The sequence below is a fragment of the Aquibium oceanicum genome, from assembly GCF_001889605.1.
GTDB classification, from domain to species: Bacteria; Pseudomonadota; Alphaproteobacteria; order Rhizobiales; family Rhizobiaceae; genus Aquibium; species Aquibium oceanicum.
Genome location: NZ_CP018171.1, coordinates 1,994,537 through 2,010,629, shown reverse-complemented (window position 1 = coordinate 2,010,629; position 16,093 = coordinate 1,994,537). Strand labels below are relative to the sequence as shown.

At 61.8% G+C, this 16,093-nt stretch carries 15 protein-coding genes and 1 other annotated feature; of the genes, 2 read left to right on the top strand and 13 right to left on the bottom strand.

Going from position 1 to position 16,093, the window contains the following annotated elements:
* Window position 1 precedes the first annotated feature (1 nt).
* The 9 genes from BSQ44_RS09930 to BSQ44_RS27905 all read right to left on the bottom strand — a co-directional run bounded on the left by BSQ44_RS09930 (window position 2) and on the right by BSQ44_RS27905 (window position 9,986).
* Window positions 2–1,636, bottom strand: a complete 1,635-nt coding sequence (locus BSQ44_RS09930) for an FAD-dependent monooxygenase (RefSeq protein ID WP_072603534.1) — start codon at window positions 1,634–1,636, stop codon at window positions 2–4.
* Window positions 1,637–1,819: 183 nt separating this feature from the next.
* Window positions 1,820–2,686, bottom strand: coding sequence for a VOC family protein (locus BSQ44_RS09925; protein WP_072603532.1), 867 nt, complete (start codon window positions 2,684–2,686; stop codon window positions 1,820–1,822).
* Window positions 2,687–2,828: 142 nt separating this feature from the next.
* Window positions 2,829–4,142 carry a TRAP transporter large permease gene (locus tag BSQ44_RS09920; protein ID WP_072603530.1) on the bottom strand — a complete coding sequence of 438 codons (1,314 nt, stop codon included), beginning with the start codon at window positions 4,140–4,142 and terminating at the stop codon, window positions 2,829–2,831.
* 17 nt (window positions 4,143–4,159) lie between these two features.
* Window positions 4,160–4,732, bottom strand: a complete 573-nt coding sequence (locus BSQ44_RS09915; RefSeq protein ID WP_072603528.1) for a TRAP transporter small permease subunit — start codon at window positions 4,730–4,732, stop codon at window positions 4,160–4,162.
* 42 nt (window positions 4,733–4,774) lie between these two features.
* On the bottom strand, window positions 4,775–5,845 hold the full coding sequence (locus BSQ44_RS09910; RefSeq protein ID WP_072603525.1) for a C4-dicarboxylate TRAP transporter substrate-binding protein: 1,071 nt from the start codon (window positions 5,843–5,845) through the stop codon (window positions 4,775–4,777).
* A gap of 233 nt (window positions 5,846–6,078) precedes the next feature.
* A complete protein-coding gene (locus tag BSQ44_RS09905) occupies window positions 6,079–7,113 on the bottom strand; it encodes a TRAP transporter substrate-binding protein (protein WP_157894567.1) in 1,035 nt (344 codons plus the stop codon).
* 755 nt (window positions 7,114–7,868) lie between these two features.
* Window positions 7,869–9,097 (bottom strand): IS3 family transposase gene (locus BSQ44_RS09900; RefSeq protein WP_114579930.1). Its coding sequence is split into 2 segments (ribosomal slippage): window positions 7,869–8,809 and window positions 8,809–9,097, totalling 1,230 coding nucleotides; the frame shifts between segments, so codons are not numbered across the junction.
* Window positions 8,700–8,816: a sequence feature (AL1L pseudoknot), on the bottom strand. (Overlaps the previous gene by 117 nt.)
* Before the next feature lie 216 nt (window positions 9,098–9,313).
* Window positions 9,314–9,631: a tyrosine-type recombinase/integrase gene (locus BSQ44_RS27330; protein WP_235633418.1), complete on the bottom strand. Its 318-nt coding sequence runs from the start codon at window positions 9,629–9,631 to the stop codon at window positions 9,314–9,316.
* A gap of 145 nt (window positions 9,632–9,776) precedes the next feature.
* Window positions 9,777–9,986 (bottom strand): phage integrase central domain-containing protein, encoded by a 210-nt coding sequence (locus BSQ44_RS27905; RefSeq protein ID WP_378215533.1) that lies wholly within the window; start codon window positions 9,984–9,986, stop codon window positions 9,777–9,779.
* 230 nt (window positions 9,987–10,216) lie between these two features.
* Between BSQ44_RS27905 and BSQ44_RS09885 the strand changes: the two genes are divergently transcribed.
* Window positions 10,217–10,519 carry a 3'-5' exonuclease gene (locus BSQ44_RS09885; RefSeq protein ID WP_235633381.1) on the top strand — a complete coding sequence of 101 codons (303 nt, stop codon included), beginning with the start codon at window positions 10,217–10,219 and terminating at the stop codon, window positions 10,517–10,519.
* A gap of 177 nt (window positions 10,520–10,696) precedes the next feature.
* On the opposite strand, the gene BSQ44_RS09880 is transcribed toward BSQ44_RS09885, so the two are convergent.
* From BSQ44_RS09880 to BSQ44_RS09865, 4 genes are read right to left on the bottom strand one after another with little or no spacing between them, the layout of a single operon-like run.
* Entirely contained in the window at window positions 10,697–11,080 is a 384-nt protein-coding gene (locus tag BSQ44_RS09880; protein ID WP_072603520.1) for a nuclear transport factor 2 family protein, read from the bottom strand.
* 13 nt (window positions 11,081–11,093) lie between these two features.
* Window positions 11,094–13,361 carry a N,N-dimethylformamidase beta subunit family domain-containing protein gene (locus BSQ44_RS09875; protein WP_072603518.1) on the bottom strand — a complete coding sequence of 756 codons (2,268 nt, stop codon included), beginning with the start codon at window positions 13,359–13,361 and terminating at the stop codon, window positions 11,094–11,096.
* Between the two features lie 2 nt (window positions 13,362–13,363).
* Window positions 13,364–13,720 carry a N,N-dimethylformamidase alpha subunit family protein gene (locus BSQ44_RS09870; RefSeq protein WP_083534656.1) on the bottom strand — a complete coding sequence of 119 codons (357 nt, stop codon included), beginning with the start codon at window positions 13,718–13,720 and terminating at the stop codon, window positions 13,364–13,366.
* A gap of 11 nt (window positions 13,721–13,731) precedes the next feature.
* Window positions 13,732–14,868: a CaiB/BaiF CoA transferase family protein gene (locus tag BSQ44_RS09865; protein WP_235633380.1), complete on the bottom strand. Its 1,137-nt coding sequence runs from the start codon at window positions 14,866–14,868 to the stop codon at window positions 13,732–13,734.
* A gap of 223 nt (window positions 14,869–15,091) precedes the next feature.
* Between BSQ44_RS09865 and BSQ44_RS09860 the strand changes: the two genes are divergently transcribed.
* Complete coding sequence (locus BSQ44_RS09860; RefSeq protein ID WP_072603514.1) at window positions 15,092–16,030, top strand: LysR family transcriptional regulator; 939 nt, start codon at window positions 15,092–15,094, stop codon at window positions 16,028–16,030.
* Window positions 16,031–16,093: the final 63 nt, after the last annotated feature.

Sequence of the window (16,093 nt, the reverse complement as noted above, 5' to 3'; positions counted from 1 at the left end):
TTCAGGTCCCGCTCTCCAAGCGGCACCCAGCGGCCGCAACTCGACCCGTCACCGTGGCCAAAAGGGATTCGACATCGGACGGGACGGCGTCTCCGCGCCAGCAGACATGACCGTCCGGTCGTACGAGGACAAGGGCACGCTCGTACGCGTCCGCTGCCTCCCGGCCCGAAAGGTGATGATGCGCGAGCGGAATGGACATGTCGTCTGCGACCTCCTGGAACCGACCACTATCGACCTCTGCTCCGCTCGTGACGAGGACGAAGCCGCGCCCGAAGAGATCCAGCGTCGAGGACCCTTCGGCAAGCCAGAAATGCGGGGCCCGACACCCCGGCCATGTTGACGGGTGATACAGCATGTGATCGTCCGGCGGCTCCAGCGTTCCGTCGTCGATGCATACGGGCGAGTTTCGGTATCTGTAGCCGAGCTGGATGCCGGGCGTTACGAATTCCCTCAGCCTCAACGCTATGAGGTCTTCCTTCATCCTCACCCGCGCCTCCACCCCCGTCTGGTCATCTCGATCGAGTATCGGATTCGGCTGAATCATGGTGTCGAAAACACGGTTGTTCGCTGCTTCGTTAGTGTTTCGCACGGCAATCGGTCGGCGCTCTGACTGATAATTGTCGAGCAGCCCGTCGCCGGCCCATCCCTTCAGAACCGCCTCCAGCTTCCATCCAAGGTCGACCGCATCGCCGATGCCGGTGTTCGCGCCGAAGCCGCCTTTCGGCCAGCGCAGATGGGCCGCGTCGCCGGCCAGGAAAACGCGCCCCACGCGGTAGCGCTCAGCCACAACGCGGTGGCCTGTCCAAGGCTGGGCCCTGAAAATCTCGAACGGCAGGTCAGCGCCGATGGCGCGAGACACCACCTCGGCCGGGACAGGCAGGTTCGACAGGTCCGCATAAATGGACAGCCGCCATTCGTCGGAGCCGTCGACGGATGTCAGATAGGCCCTGCTTTCGTCGCAGATGGTGTGAACCTGCGCTATCGGAGCGCCGAACATCCTGTCGATGCGTGCGGCCAGGCCGGGACAACGGAAGTAGACGGCGAAGTTCGCCCCTTCTCCGAAAGCGCCGACCAGGTTCACGCCGAGCTCCTTGCGCACCATGCTGCGCGCGCCGTCGCAGGCGGCAACATATCCTGCCCGGATCGTCTGGCGCACTCCTTGGCTCACGTCTTCGATCAGGCAACTCACGCCACCCTCGTCCTGATCGAAGGAAATGAGCCGGCAACCGTACCGCAGGTCGGACCCAAACGCCTCGGCAGAACCCCGCAGCGCCGGATCGAAGGCCTTCCTGGGGTAGAAGAGGCCGCCTTCGGGCGAGTTGCGATCCGCCGCACCACGGTTGGAGGTGCCTTCGAACAGGGCGAGCGGCCAGCCCCACAAATGGGTGGCAAAGCCGATGTTGCGTGGCCGGTCGGGCGGAAATGCGTCTGAGTTCCGAAGCGCTTGCGACAGACCCCAGCGCCGGAGATGCTCCATGGTCCGCGAGAAGATGTTTTCGCCCGCCGGAAAACGAACCTGTCCGTCGCCTTCGTCGACCACGATGTGCGGTATCTTTCGCCAACCCAGTTCGTTAGCGAGGGAGAGGCCGACGGGGCCTGCCCCGACAATCAGAACTGGCGTTTTCTCCGCGTTCATCAAACGTCCATCCCACAAAGACCCAAGCTCCCCGCCCTGCAGTCTGGAAGCCCGATGCAGGGTCCGATATGACGGGAAGGACTGCCCACCACGTTCGTGCTTCCTATCTCAGGGGCGGATGCTCGAACTCGACCCGCGACCCGCCATGCCTGCGGTCGAGCCGACCGTTCCCGTATCCGGGCCTCAGGACCGCATCCTGGCCCATCCCCACTTGTTGAGAGTGCGAGGCTCCTGGGGCCAGTCCTCGCAGGGGCGGTCGTGGATCACTTCGAGCTCGGCAGAGATCTCGATCCAGTTTCCGTCGGGATCCACGATGAACGCGAACAGGTTGTGTCCCGGACCGTGTCGTCCAGGTCCCCAGGCGAGCTGAATCCCCCGACTAGCAAAATGATCGCACCAGTCGCGGATGTAGTTCCATTCGCCCGCCTCGTAGGAGTGATGATCCACGCCCGCTTCACTCGTCTGGAAGCAGGCGATCGTGTGATGTTCGTGGTTCGACGTGACGAAGACCGTCGCCAGCGAGCCATCCTCCCGGACGACGCGGTCCACCATCCGAAATCCGAGCTTGCGGTGGTAGAAGTCGACGAACCCTTCCAGGTCCCGGCTGGCGAAGGTGAGATGCTGCAGAGGCCCCCAGATGGGTCCGCCATGATGGGGTCGCGGGGCTCCCATCGTCTTGACCGTGTCCTTCCCTGCCAGACCGAAGCAGATCAGATTGCCGTCATTGTCCCGCACGCCGAAGGCTCCAGGATTCAGATACGGCGAGGGGCTCGGAACGATCTCCAGTCCACAATCCTTCGCCCGTCCGCGCATTCCTTCGAGCGCATCCGCATCCCGCACCGCAAGCCCCGCATAGGCGAGAGTCTTGTCTCCTCCCTTCACCACAACCACGCGGCGGGCCGGACCTTCGCACCGCCATTCGGAATCGGAAACCTGCTGCAAGTCCATCTGCATCACATCGGCATAGAACCCCGCGAGTCGTTCGGGATCCGAGCTTTCGAAAGCGAGATGGTGGAGATAGGCGCCCGATTGCGCAGCGACGTAGTTCAATGCCCAACCCTCCTGTTCATGGACCGTTTCATCAGAACTCGGCTAACGAGGAATTTTACTGATCGCGATTTCCCTGCGCTCGCGGATTGGAAGTCGGAGGTAGAAGCGCCTGGCTCTCTGCACGTCATTGCTTGACCGAAAACTAGCGGATCAAACCGGTCGCCAGCACTGGGAGGAACACGATCAGTGCAAGCACGATCAGCATGGTGATGGCGAAGGGCGCGGCACCAATGAAAATGTCGTTCAGCGAGATTTCGGGATCGTCGAGATTGGCCTTGATCACGAAGGCTGACAGACCCAGGGGAGGCGTGAGCAGGCCGACTTCCACGGCGATGATGGTGATGATGCCGAACCACACCATGTCGACCCCCATGCTGACCATCACCGGCTGGACCAGCGGCAGGGCGATCAGGATTATCGAGACGCTATCGAGCACCGTTCCGAGCAAGAGGACGATGGCCAGGTAGATCAGCAGCAATACGCCAAAGCTCAGGTCAGCCGTCTCGATCCAAAGCCCCAGCACCGTCGGCAGGCGAGACAGCGACAACATACTTGCGTAGAAATGTGCGGCAATGATCAGGATGGAGACGGACGAAGTGACGAAGCCGGTCTCTATCAGGACTTTCCAGAAGCCGCGCCAGGTCAGACTTCTTCTGGCCAGCGCCAAAAGCAGAGAAGCCAAGGCGCCAACACCTCCTGCTTCCACAGGGGTAAATACCCCACCATAGATACCTCCAAGGACAATCGCGATCAGCAGGGTGATCGGGCCGATCTTGTATGTGATCTCACGGGCTGAAAGACGAGAGGTCTCCTCTGCGTCGGTGGTCGGATTTCCCACGTAACTCGGTCGAATACGCGCCATTGCAGCGATGGTGAGAATGAACGCGCCCGCGAGGATCAAGCCCGGAACGATCCCTGCCGTAAACAGGTCGCCGATCGAGACTTCAGCGACTATTCCGTAAAAAATCAGCAGAAGACTTGGCGGAATCAGCATGCCGAGCACGGAAGAACCCGCTACCACGCCCACCGAAAAGCGGCGATTGTATCCTTGCCGGACAAGTTCGGGGACGGCCAATTTGGTAAAGACGGAAGCGGAGGCGATGGAAGAGCCGTTGATGGCCGCGAACACTGTGTTGGCCGCGACGGTTGCCATCCCTAGGCCACCCAGGATTCTCCTAAACGCGTAGCCTGCCAACGCGAATGTGTCGCGACCCACTCCCGAGGCGCTAACGAGCAATCCCATCATCACAAAGAGGGGGATTACACCGAAGGAATAGCTCTGAAGGGATGTCTCGGCCGCCTTGGCAAGCAGGTTTCCCGCAATATCCACGTTGCCGCGGATCAACCATGTGGCAACGAAGGACAATAGCAGCAGTACGACGGCGATGTGGATGCCGAGCTGGATCAGCAGCACCATCAGTACGAGCGAAACCAGGCCGATGGTCGAGGGGTCCATGAAGCGAGCTCCGAAGTCTAGGCCGCGGGATCGCCGTGCACGTCGTCGTCGGACAAGAAGTGCAGTCGATCGAAGGCACCCAGAACATCACGTAGAGCGAAGGTGATATACTGGGCAAAAGTCAGGACGGTCCCGACCAGGATGGTGAGCAGAATCGGCCAGATCACCATGGTGAACCGCCCAAAATTGCCTACATAGGTACCCCGTTCGTAGGCCAACAGGAACTTCGGAGCGAGATATACTGAGATCAACACGAACATGACGGCGCCGAGAAGGTTGAAAACCGCGTCGAGCGCATAGGCAAATCGAGGACGACCACGGCGAAGCCGGCCCATCAACATGTCAGATCGGATGAAGCGATCTTTCCGCAACGTATTTGCCAGTTGCAAGAAAACGATGCCGACAATGGAAAGCGACACGGTCTCGGGTACGCCGTCGATCGGTTGCGAGATCAGGAAGCGACCGAAGACATCGAGGTTGATAATGACCATGATGGCGAAGATCCATGCCGCGCCCACGACCGACATGAAGGTCGCCGCGGGCCCAAGCACCCGCGTCGACGCCCTGTGAACGAGAACAATCAGGTTCACGAGTCTATTGCCTTCTTTTGACCGTATGCTGGCCTTTGGCCACTACTCGGCCCAATCGCGCAGGAGCTCCACGCCGGCATCTCGTGAGAGCTGCATGTAGGTGTTGAGAACTTCGGTTCCCGGCAGCCCTTGGCTGTCGGCTTCGGCCGCCCAGGTCTTGGCGATGTTCGGCAGGACCTGCGCCATCCGCCGCACCTCGTCCTTGGACATGGCCACGACCGTGGCGCCCTTCTCCTGGGCCGTCTTCAGACCGGCTGATGCTTGCTCGATGGTCCGACTCGCAAGCCTGTCTTCATACTCGGAAGCGACCTCTCCCAGGACATCGCGCACTTCCTGGGGGAGACCTTGCCACACGTCTTCGTTGATCGTGATGTTGCTGACGATTTGCGAGCCGAACCCGACCCTGGTGACTATCGGCGCAACCTCGTAGAACTTGAAGCTGGCCAGTCCGGACTGAAACATCAGGATGCCATCGTACACGCCGGTCTTCAGTGAGTTGTAGTACTCTGACAGCGCACCGGTCACCGGTACCGCCCCGGTGCCGGTGAGCCAGTTGGCAGCAAGTCCCGGCGCTCCGATCTTTCGTCCGCTCAGGTCCTCGTATCGTTCGATACTGAAGGTCGAGAGGATGTCATAATTGTGCAGGCCGACGACCGCGAGGCGGCGCTGGTTGTGCTTGAGGAATTGCTCGTCCATCGCGGGGATGCGCTCGCGTAGCGCGTTGAAGATCGACATCGCAGACTTGAGATCGTTGACGCCATAAGGCGTCACGAATGTTACCTGCTCGAGCGGCAGCTTGGCGCCCTCATGCAGCGTGTTGACGTAGGCGATGTCGACGATCCCATCCTCGACAGCCTCGAACATGTCGAACTGACCGGCGATGGTGCCGCCCCAACCCGTTGTCCATTCGATCTGGTAGCGCCCGCCTTCGGCAAGTCGCCGGTTGACCTCCGGCAGAAAGTAGTTAGCGAGTTCGGACGTACCCACGGATGCGAGCGCCAATCCGGAGCCCGCGGTCAGCGAAATCTTCTCTTGCGCGATCGCCCCGGGCGCTCCCGCAAGCGCTCCGCCGATACATGCGGCTGCTGCCGCTTTGACCATCTTTTCCAGCATTGTCGTCCTCCCTGGTAAATCTTTGATTTCCGGGCTGAAGCCCAGTTCGCGTCGTCCACTGTTCTCTCGGTTTGAATGGTCGAGATCGTCGCAATGCTCGGTTGGTCGGCTCGGCTCTCATCGGCACGATCGTGTCGATGAGAGCCGAGAACTCGAGTTGGTGCTGCGTCGTGACCTTCCGTGCCAATCGCGGCCCGCAACGTGCCTCGGGCCGACCCGGTCAATGGCGCGGATTACTTCGATGCCTCTTGAATGGCGGCACTGTAGCGGTCGTAGACCGCCTGCCCGTTCGGTGACTTCGAAATCCAGTCTGCGATCACCGTCTGGAGCCGCTCGTTCCAGCGCGCTTCCTCTTCCGGCGTCAGCTCCGTAAAGGTGCGATCGGTATCCTTCATGGCGGCCGACCTGAATTTCTCGATGTTGCCGTCGAACGTCTCCCCCCAGAACTCGGAGAACACCATCCCCGAATTCTCGTCGATGGCCGCCTTGTGCTCCGGCGAAAGGCTTTCATATTTCTTGCGGTTCATGATCACCATGATCGGCGAAGCACCAAGGTTGGGAGCGACGAGGTGGAACTTCGTCGCCTCGGCAATGCCGAAGATGGTCAGCGCCACCCATTCATTGACCGAGCCGTCGATCAGTCCGCGCGTCACCGACTCCGCGATGTTGGTCACCGTGAGGCCGCCGACGGGAACCGCGCCGAGCGCCTCGATCGTCCCGAGCAGGGTCGGTCCCGCGCCGCGCAGCTTCAGCCCCTTGATGTCTTCCAGGCTTTCGACCTTGCGCGTCGTCGCCAGCTGCGTCGGCGCAGTGGAGAACATTCCCAGCACCACGAGGTTCTCGGCTCCGGTTCCCTGGAAGAAGCCTTCGTCGATCATCCGCGCACCGGCGCGCGATCCAATGGTTGCGCTCGGCACGAGCGTCGGAAGCTCCATCACGGTCACTTCCGGAAACGCCCCCGGCGTATAGCCCGGCACGATGTAACCGATGTCGGCGACGCCATCGCGCACCATGTCGATATGGGTCTGCGGGTCGCGTCCGAGAGTGCCCGCCGGAAAGGCTTCGATCTCCAGGCTGTTGCCGGCAGAGTCGGTCACCCGCTTGGCCCAAACCTGGAGAATGTCCTTGAAGATGAAGGATTGAGCAGGAACGCTCGTAACCATGCGCAGCTTCTCCTGGGCAGCGGCTGCGGTGGCGACGGCAAGCGAGATGGAAACTGCCGCTCCGATCGCAACGAGCGCCGACTTCAAGCTTTCTTGTTTAGACATATCACCCTCCCTGGTTTTGGTTCGCTCGACGCGACTGCCGTCCCCCGACAACATTCGGCAATCGGCCTCGGGGCCCGCATTTTGCCGCGACCATTATGTTCCAAGATCAAGCGGTAAGGCGCGTCCCTGGCTGCCTCAACGGCGGATGCGGAAATGTCCGCCTGGTGATAATGTCCGGCTTTCCAGCCTATCTGACGGTTTCACCGTCAACGAATTGTCTCATGTCCGTCGCTTCGCACTTAGGGGGAGTCTTCGAAAACTCTCTCGTTCTGCTGGGCCGCCGTTCCCTGTCGCTGACACTGCAGGGACCGCCGTGCTTGCGGAGATTGTCTCCGGACGTGCGCGGCATGGTCTAGGAGAAGCGCCGCCGCGGGTCTACGGGCGGGTATCTGCCGCGTGCCCTCTGCACCCGCTGGTTAGAGCGCTTCAAACGGAAAAAAATCCGCGAGAACAGTGCGTCGCCGAACCTCGCGGGCTCGGTTGCGCTGTTTGCAAAACCAAAGGGAGGAAAGGCTGCCTGAAGCCTGAAGTGGGGGCTCATTGCCGCCATCAGTCAAAAACCGGTCAAGTGTCCGCTTCCAAGCGAAGGCAAAGCCTGCCTGAATGTCTTCAACGGGGGCGCATTTCTGCCGTTGCGGGAGGAGCCGCGCAGCCTCATTGGAGAGCACACGCTACAGGCGTCGCGGGCGAAGTAGGCGTTGAAGTTTTACGTGGCCTGAACCGCCCCGGGTTTGCCGGAGGCCATTTGGTTTGAGTCACGCTGCCATGGCCGGTTCTTCCAGCATGGCGTAGTAGCGTGCCTCGGCTTCGGCCGGCGGGATGTTGCCGATGGGCTCCAGCAGCCGGCGATTGTTGAACCAGTCGACCCAGTTCAGCGTTGCGAACTCGACGGCCTCGAAGGAGCGCCAGGGTCCGCGCCGATGGATCACCTCGGCCTTGTAGAGGCCGTTGATGGTTTCGGCGAGAGCGTTGTCGTAGGAGTCGCCGATACTTCCGACGGAAGGCTCGATGCCCGCCTCGGCCAAACGCTCTGTGTAGCGGATGCTGACATATTGAGATCCCCTGTCCGAATGATGCACCAGGCCACCGCGATGAATGGGCCGCCGCTCGTGCAGGGCCTGTTCAAGAGCATCGAGAACGAAGCTCGCATGCGCCGTCCGGCTCACCCGCCAGCCGACGATGCGACGCGCATAGGCGTCGATCACGAAGGCCACGTAGACGAAGCCCGACCAGGTGCTGACGTAGGTGAAGTCCGAGAGCCAGAGCCTGTTCGGCGCCGGGGCATGGAAGACCCGGTTCACATGGTCGCGTGGACATGGCGCGGCCTTGTCCTGGACCGTGGTGCGGATCGGCTTGCCGCGGATGACGCCGTGTAGGCCCACGTCGGCCATTAGCCGCTCGACTGTGCAGCGCGCAACGCCGAAGCCTTCGCGCAGCATCTGACGCCAGACCTTGCGCGCACCATACACCTCGAAGTTCTCGGTGAAGACGCGCTCGATCTCGGGCTTGAGCTCCAGGTCCCGCTTCGCCCGCGCCGACAGCTTCTCGGGATTGGCGCGCTTGGCGACATGGTGGTGGTAGGTCGACGGGGCGATCGGCAGCACCTTGCAGATCGGCTCGACCCCATACGCCTCGCGGTGATCGTCGATGAACGCGATCATCGTTTGAATGGGCGGTCGAGCTCCGCCTGGGCAAAATACGCCGACGCCTTGCGCAGGATCTCGTTGGCCTGCCGAAGTTCTCGGTTCTCCCGTTCCAGGGCCTTCAGCTTGGCCGCCATGTCCGCCGGCACACCGGCCCGCTTGCCGGCATCCACCTCGGCCTTCTTCACCCACTCGTTCAGCGTCTGGCCCGTGCAGCCGATCTTGCCCGAGATCGACATGATCGCCGCCCAGCGGGAGGGGTGTTCATGCTCGTGATCCAGCACCAGCCGCACGGCTCGCTGGCGTACTTCCGGGGAAAACTTGTTCGTCGTCTTGCTCATGATGGCTCCACCTTCTCAGGAGTTGGAGCCTCCGGCAAACCCGGGGCGGTTCAGCCCGCACTTCCCTGCATCCTGGTATGCACAGAGTGACAGGGATCAGTCGGCGCCGTATACGTGTGCTCCCCAAGCATTCATCATCTCGCGCCGCGCTTCAAGCAGGTCAGTTCGGTGGTACGCTGCTTCAGTTGCATTGCGCAAGGTGTGAGTGAGCGCTCGTTAAGCCAGATCTCTTGGGTAGCCATTCTCCGAAGCCCAGTCGCGGAGGGCAGAACGGAACCCGTGAGCAGTCGCAGTGCGTCCCGAAGTGTCACTCGCGACATTTGCGTCGCGGAGCAGCTTGGTGAGAACCACGTCACTAAACGACTTACCTTTGCTCGATGAAAATACGAGCCGAGTCTTGTGCTCGGTTGCGCGGTCGGCCAACAGCTGTAGCGCTCTGTCTGTCAGAGGTACTCTGTGAGGCATCCGTGCCTTCATGCGCGCCGCTGGTATAGTCCATAGCCGCTTAGCAAAATCCACTTCGTCCCACCGCATTCCCCGAACCTCTCCCGAGCGAGCCGCCGTCAAGATCAGGAGCTCCAGCATCTGCTTGCCGTCACTCAATCTACGGGCAAGAAGGGCATTGGCAACGAAGGCGGGAACATCTCGCCACGGAACCGCAGGATGATGCGTTACCCGCTCACGATTTGCCGGCTGCTTCGCGAGCAGTTTTAGTTACCAACCCAACAGGGCTTGCTACGAGATGATCGTGAACCGCGCACCACTTCATCACGGTGTCGCAACGCCGGCGGACACGGGAAGCGGTTTCGGGCTTTGAAAGCCATATCGGTCGCAGAGCTTCTGCGAAGTCCGCTGCGCGCAGTTCCGAGACCGGCCGCGAACCAGTCATAGGGAACACGTACGTTTCCAAAATTAGTCAGCCACGATGCAGCATGTTTCCTGTTACGAAATCCGCGTTCAATTTCCTGATGGACAAGCAACGCGGCTTCTTCAAAGGTCGGGATGGATGCTTTCTGCAGCTCGCTATCACGCCGAGCCCCTCTTGCAGCTATGGGATCTTGGCCGCGCGAGATGAGTTCGCGTGCGTCCAGCCCAGCGCGCCTTGCGGCCGAAATTCCTATGGCTGGATACGTCCTCACAACCGGCCGCCAGGACGAGGACAAAGCCCTCGTCGGCATCATGCATCTCGCCAAGGGCCTGGAGTTCCGTGCAGTCGCCGTCGTCGCCTGCGACGAAAATGTCCTCCCGCTGGCGGCGCGCGTCGCGGACGTGGCCGACGCCTTCGAGCTGGACGAGGTTATCGCCACCGAACGGCAGCTTCTCTACGTCGCCGCGACGCGGGCGCGCGACAGGCTGCTGGTGTCGCGTGTGGCACCGGGATCGGAGTTCCTGGAGGACGCCACAGCACGGGATGGCAGCTGAATCGAAGCTGTTGTTCCGGATCGGATGGGTCCCCAAGGCCGCGGCTCCTGGACAAGCGTATTCTGCTCGGACGAAACGGAGATCCGATCGCCGAAGCCCTCTTGAGGGAAGAAGACTCCCTCGAAGCGACCGGACATCCGCATCATGATCCCCGGCGTGCTCCGGGGGCGACAGGCGTTAAGGATGTCGCTCCGGTACATCCTCGGCGTGATACGTCTTTGCCGCGATGCGCCATCCCTCGTTGGTGCGGACCAGACTCAGGAAATCGGTGAACTGCTTCGGCGGGAACACCGACGATACCTTGGCCATCGCCATATCGCCGACGACCTCGATCGAATGGATCTGATTGCGGGCGTCATAACCGCTGTCGCGCGCGGACTTGCGGTTTCGGACGCGGTCGAGCCACGGCTCGATTGCGAGCGCGGTCGCCGCACCCTCCGCGGAGGCATAGAGCGCGGATGTGGGCGCGAATACGCGGGCAAGGCCTGCGACATCGCCATCGTGCAGCGCGTTCAGATACGCCCACACAGCGCTTTCGACTTCGGCGATGTCGGATGTCATGCGATTCCCCCGGTTAGGTTGAGCCGCGCCGGTATAAGAACGGCGTCGGGTCGATGAAGCGGTCGAGCACGTTGCGGGTCAGCTTCGAGACGTTGTTGTCGTATCCGTTGTGGCTGAGACTGCCCGGCCAGGCGATCGAGCCGACGTTGAACACGGCGCCGCCACCGGCGGTTTCGAAGAAGACCATGTCCGCCTGTATCCGCGCCTCGACAGGTGCCGTGACGGTTGGCACGGTGATGCTCATTTCCTCGTTCACCAGCCGGAACGCTTCGGTATGGCCTTCGGAAGACGCGAGGATCAGAGCATGGGTCGGCGTGCCGAGGTTGGCATCCGCATGGTCGATCTCGATGCCGGCGGCGCCACCGCCCTGCAGACCGAAATCGCCGATGACCTCAGCGTCTATGTCCTCGAATATGAAGGCTGCGCGCGGGTCGCGGCTGGCGGCCGTGCGTCGGTAGAAGGCGGAGAGATCGAAGCCTTCCGAGATGAAGCCGACGCCGCCGATCGACTGCGGCGGCCGTCCGTGCGCGCGCCACAGACCGCCGCGCTTGCCGTCAAAAGAATGGAATTCTTCGCCCGGCTGCGTCTCCCAGGTGCGGATTGCCGGTCCGCAGCGCCGCACTTCCATCACGCCCGGGAGCGTCGGATGGTAAGCGATGCGCCAATAGAAACCGTTGCCCCCGAGCACCATCAACCGCCCGCCGGCATCGATATAGTTCTTCGTGGCATCCCACATCTCGGCGGAAAAATACTCCGGGTGCGCGCCCGTCATCACCGTCTTGTACTGGCTGAGCAGCCGGAAGCCCTCGACATGTACATCGTCATCGGTGACGACATCGTATTCGATTCCCTGCTGCTCGAGCCAATCAACGATATGGGTGTCGGCATTGTATTCCCGCAGGTTCGAGCCCTTGGCACCGAAGGAACTGATGTAGCCGGGCCGGAAGTTGAGGATCGGCCGCAGGCGCGACGAATAACAGACGCCACTGCCATCGGAGTGGACGTCGTAGAGAGACGGTCCCCATTCCGGATGCTCGTCGATGAGGAGGTTGGCCTTGTGCAGGACGATGAGGCGGCTCGACAGCAATTCCGCGATCGGAAAGGGGACGGGATTGAGATTGGCATACGCCATGTAGGTCGCTGTGGAGGCAAGCAGGCAGACCGGGGCGCGCGCGTCGCCTGCTTTGGGCCGGACGAAAAATGGGATCCGCTCCTCGTCGGCGCCCGCAGTCAGTCGGATGGCATAGAAGCCGCTCTTCAGATCGTCGGGCAGATCGAACGAGATGTCGGCATCCCAGCACGCGTCGTAGAGGTCGTCATCGTGGAAATGGATTGCGCCATATTGCGCGGGCGTAGCACGCCAGGAGACCTCCTCTCCGGTCCAATTGGAGCCGGTCATGCCTCGTGCCGGAAGGTTGACCACCAAGCCGGCGAGGCCGTTGCGGGAGCGGTCGGCGATATGTTCGCCCTCCATTCCGGCAGAGAAATCCCAGAAGCCGACGCAGATAGGCGTTACATCGGCGGGGATCGTCTCGCCACGGAGTTTTTCCATGTCGAGACGCGACGCCGCAACGGAAAGCAAACGCGGCTTCTCGATCTTGCCGTTGTAGTGCTGCGCTGTCAGAGGTCGTGCCGGTGTGCCGCCCTTCATGGACGCTCCAAGTATCAGGCACGCGCCCGTCGGCAGCTGAAAAGAGAACGGGACGGCGTTTGTTGCAACCAGCGGCTTTTCGCCCGCGCCGGAGCGCGAGAATGGTTCGTGGAGGACGGAGAGCGTGCGGGCCTTTGCATCATAGCTTGCGCCGACCAGATGCCATTGCCGTTCGGTCAACGGGACCGAGGTCATTGCGCTCGCGGTACTCGAACCGTCCGAGACTGAGGCCGCCAGTGCGCCAGAAGCGTCGATCGTCAGTCGGAAGCCTTGGCCGAGTTCCTCGCTCCATAGCGAAAGCAGGACCTGCTCACCCTTCATTGGCGTCGTGGGCCAGATGTGCATCTGAACCGAGTAGCTCTCGAGCGAGTCGAAACAGCTGTTCGGCGGAATGACCACACAGGAGCCGGCGTTGCAGATCTGCTCCCGCGCCGGATAGGTACCGTCCGCGGCGGACGCTATCTCGACCTCGCGAAAGCCAGGGCCCTCGGGGTTGAGGTCGCCGCAGATGACGCGTACGAGACTGGCGCGAAATTCGGGGGCGGCAGTGCAACTCACCATGACCTTCAACGGCTCGCCGCGGGTGAGGCTGATCCTGTCGAGATATCCGGTGACGTAAGGAAGCGCCATTTTCAGGATGTTTCCAGTTCTTCGCCGCAGAGTGCCTTCCAGCGCAACCGGTAGACGTGGCGTTCTGCATCGGCGAGGTCGGTGTATTCGACCTCGTCCTCAACGCGCACCGGGTCGCCGCGCCTGCCGGTCAGCTTCGCAAGCCGCCATCGACGGTGCGGCACTACGGCGACCAGGACATATTTGCCGGCGCATGGCGCCTTGCGGAAATGCTGAAGCACGAACTGCAGGTTTGGGCTGTGGGCACCGATCGGTCTCTCGCAGTACTCGCGGTAGAGTTCCGGGCCGCGCGAAAGGATGTCGTCCCAGACCGCACGGGTCGGGCTGCGCTCGTCCGGCAAGACGTGGAACTCGGTCATGCGCTGCCTTCCTAGATGATACCCGCTGCCCTCAGCGATCGCATCTTGCCCTCATCCATTCCCAGGACGCTACCCAGAATATCCGCATTGGATGAACCCAGCGTCGGCCCGAGGCTGTCGACTGCGCCAGGCGTTCGCGAAAGTTTCGGAATCACCGATGAAACATGGACCTGGCCGAGTTCGTCATGAGGCAATGCCACCTGGTTTTGCCGGTGCGCGATGTGCGGATCGGCGAAGATGTTCTCGATCGTGTTCACGCGGGCGCAGGGCACGTCTTGATCCGCGCAGAGTGCCACGATGTCATCGGTACACATCGCGCCGACCCAGTCTTGAACGAGCGCATCCACCTTGGCGGAGTCGCGCAGCCGGGCTGCGGTCGTTCCATAGAGCTCCTGCTCCGCGAGCTCCGGCCGCCCCATCGCGGCAGCCAGTCGGGTGAACATGCGGTCGTTGGTACAGGCTATGGCAATCCAGCCGTCGCGAGTCTCGAAATGTCCGTGTGGACAGGCGTTGGACGTGCCGAGCCCCTGGCGTCCGCGCACGATGCCACGCGCTGCAAAGGCGGGCACCAGATCGTCCAGCATGCGGAGGATCGGTTCGTAAAGCGCGAGGTCGATGTACTGTCCCTTGCCATCCGTATCCCTTGCCCGCATCGCGAGCAGAATGCCGAGTGCCCCATAGACCCCCGACACATAGTCGGCGAGCGAAGTCGAACCTGGCGTCAGTGGCGGACCGCCCTCCATGCCGGTCAGGTGCGCGAGACCGCCGAAAGCATGCGCAATGCGCGCGAATCCGGGGCGGGCGCTGTAGGGGCCGTCCTGGCCGAAGCCTGAGACCCGCAACATGATCAAGGCGGGATTGATGCGGCTGAGTTCCTCGTAGCCCAGACCCCAGTTCTCGAGCGTACCGGGTCGGAAATTCTCGCAGACTATGTCGGATTTCGCGACCAGTTCGCGCAGGATGTCGGCGCCCTCCGAGCGGCGCAGGTCCAGTGTCACCGACTTCTTGTTGCGCGCTTCGCTCATCCAGCAGAACGTGTCGTCGGCCTCGACACTCGGCACGCCGAAACGCCGCAATGGATCGCCACCGCGCGGCTGTTCGATCTTGATTACCTCGGCGCCGAACTCGCCCAGAATCGCTGCCGCCATTGGGGCCGCGATGAAGGTCGCGATGTCGAGGACCCTGATGCCTTCGAGCGGGCGCTTGGTAATAGTCATGGGGGCACTTCTGTTGCAGTGCCTGATATGTCGCAGGGGTGCGGGAGCGACGCAAAAACAATCGCCTTCTACGGTTAGACAGGAAAGTTATGGTGGGTCTATGTTGGCCTAGCAATTGGCGACAGTCTTCGCCGAGCGCACCGGAGATGGCAGTATGGATGCGAGGCAGCTCAGATATTTCCTATCGGTTGCCAAGTTCAGGAGCTTCTCGCGCGCTGCCGTCGATCTTAACGTCGCGCAGCCGGCGCTGAGCCATCATGTGGCGAATCTGGAGGCCGAACTCGGCGTCAAGCTGCTTGAGCGGAGCACGAAAGGCGTCACACCGACAGAGTGCGGCGAGACCCTGATGCGGCACGCCGAAACGATCATTCGGCAGTTCAGCCAGGCGGCGATAGACGTCAAGACGACCTCCGCACATCCATCCGGGGTGGTCACGATCGGCCTTCCGACCAGCATTTCCATCGGGCTGACCGTGCCGCTGCTGCAGGAGGTCGAGAAGCGATTTCCGGCGATCAATCTGCGGATAAACGAAAACCACAGCGGATTTCTTTCGGAGTGGGTGCTGACCGGCCGTCTCGACCTGGCCGTTCTCTTCGACACCGGTCCGGATGCGCCGTTCGACCTCATTCCGCTGCTCGAAGAGCAACTCTATCTCGTTTCGGCGCGGGGCAGTTTCATAGCGGGACGCTCGTCCATCGAACTGAAGGAGCTGCGGGGCATCAGCCTGGTCCTTACCGGCCCAAATCACGGTCTGCGTCACGCCATCGACCGCTATTCCGACTTCTCGTCGCTCGACATCAACGTCAAGACCGAGATCGACTCGCTGGTAGCCATCAAGCAGCTCGTCGCTTCGGGATACGGCACCTCGATCCTGCCATGGTGCGCGATCCAGCAGGAATGCGCGGCCGGACAATTGCTGGCAGTGCCGATCGTGAAGCCTCGTATCGAACGCAAGGTCTATCTGGCCTCGGCGCGCGGATGGCCCAGGTCGCGCGCGGCGGATGTGATTGCGCAGCTGACCTCGGAGGTCGCGGCCACCCTGGTGGCCAGCGATCGATGGCGCGGCGAGCTGCCGAATAGCGGTAGGCTATAACGCAATCTTATTGCCGTATGTCGATTTGGACGCTTGTTGCAGAGCAATACGCCGGTAGATTTT

Coding starts and splice junctions, on each gene's coding strand:
- BSQ44_RS09905 (WP_157894567.1), bottom strand. CDS start 7,113: ATGTCTAAACAAGAAAGCTTGAAGTCGGCGCTCGTTGCGATCGGAGCG.
- BSQ44_RS27905 (WP_378215533.1), bottom strand. CDS start 9,986: ATGACTGGTTCGCGGCCGGTCTCGGAACTGCGCGCAGCGGACTTCGCA.
- BSQ44_RS09860 (WP_072603514.1), top strand. CDS start 15,092: ATGGATGCGAGGCAGCTCAGATATTTCCTATCGGTTGCCAAGTTCAGG.
- BSQ44_RS09870 (WP_083534656.1), bottom strand. CDS start 13,720: ATGACCGAGTTCCACGTCTTGCCGGACGAGCGCAGCCCGACCCGTGCG.
- BSQ44_RS27330 (WP_235633418.1), bottom strand. CDS start 9,631: ATGCGGTGGGACGAAGTGGATTTTGCTAAGCGGCTATGGACTATACCA.
- BSQ44_RS09920 (WP_072603530.1), bottom strand. CDS start 4,142: ATGGACCCCTCGACCATCGGCCTGGTTTCGCTCGTACTGATGGTGCTG.
- BSQ44_RS09910 (WP_072603525.1), bottom strand. CDS start 5,845: ATGCTGGAAAAGATGGTCAAAGCGGCAGCAGCCGCATGTATCGGCGGA.
- BSQ44_RS09875 (WP_072603518.1), bottom strand. CDS start 13,361: ATGGCGCTTCCTTACGTCACCGGATATCTCGACAGGATCAGCCTCACC.
- BSQ44_RS09885 (WP_235633381.1), top strand. CDS start 10,217: ATGGCTGGATACGTCCTCACAACCGGCCGCCAGGACGAGGACAAAGCC.
- BSQ44_RS09930 (WP_072603534.1), bottom strand. CDS start 1,636: ATGAACGCGGAGAAAACGCCAGTTCTGATTGTCGGGGCAGGCCCCGTC.
- BSQ44_RS09880 (WP_072603520.1), bottom strand. CDS start 11,080: ATGACATCCGACATCGCCGAAGTCGAAAGCGCTGTGTGGGCGTATCTG.
- BSQ44_RS09865 (WP_235633380.1), bottom strand. CDS start 14,868: ATGGCGGCAGCGATTCTGGGCGAGTTCGGCGCCGAGGTAATCAAGATC.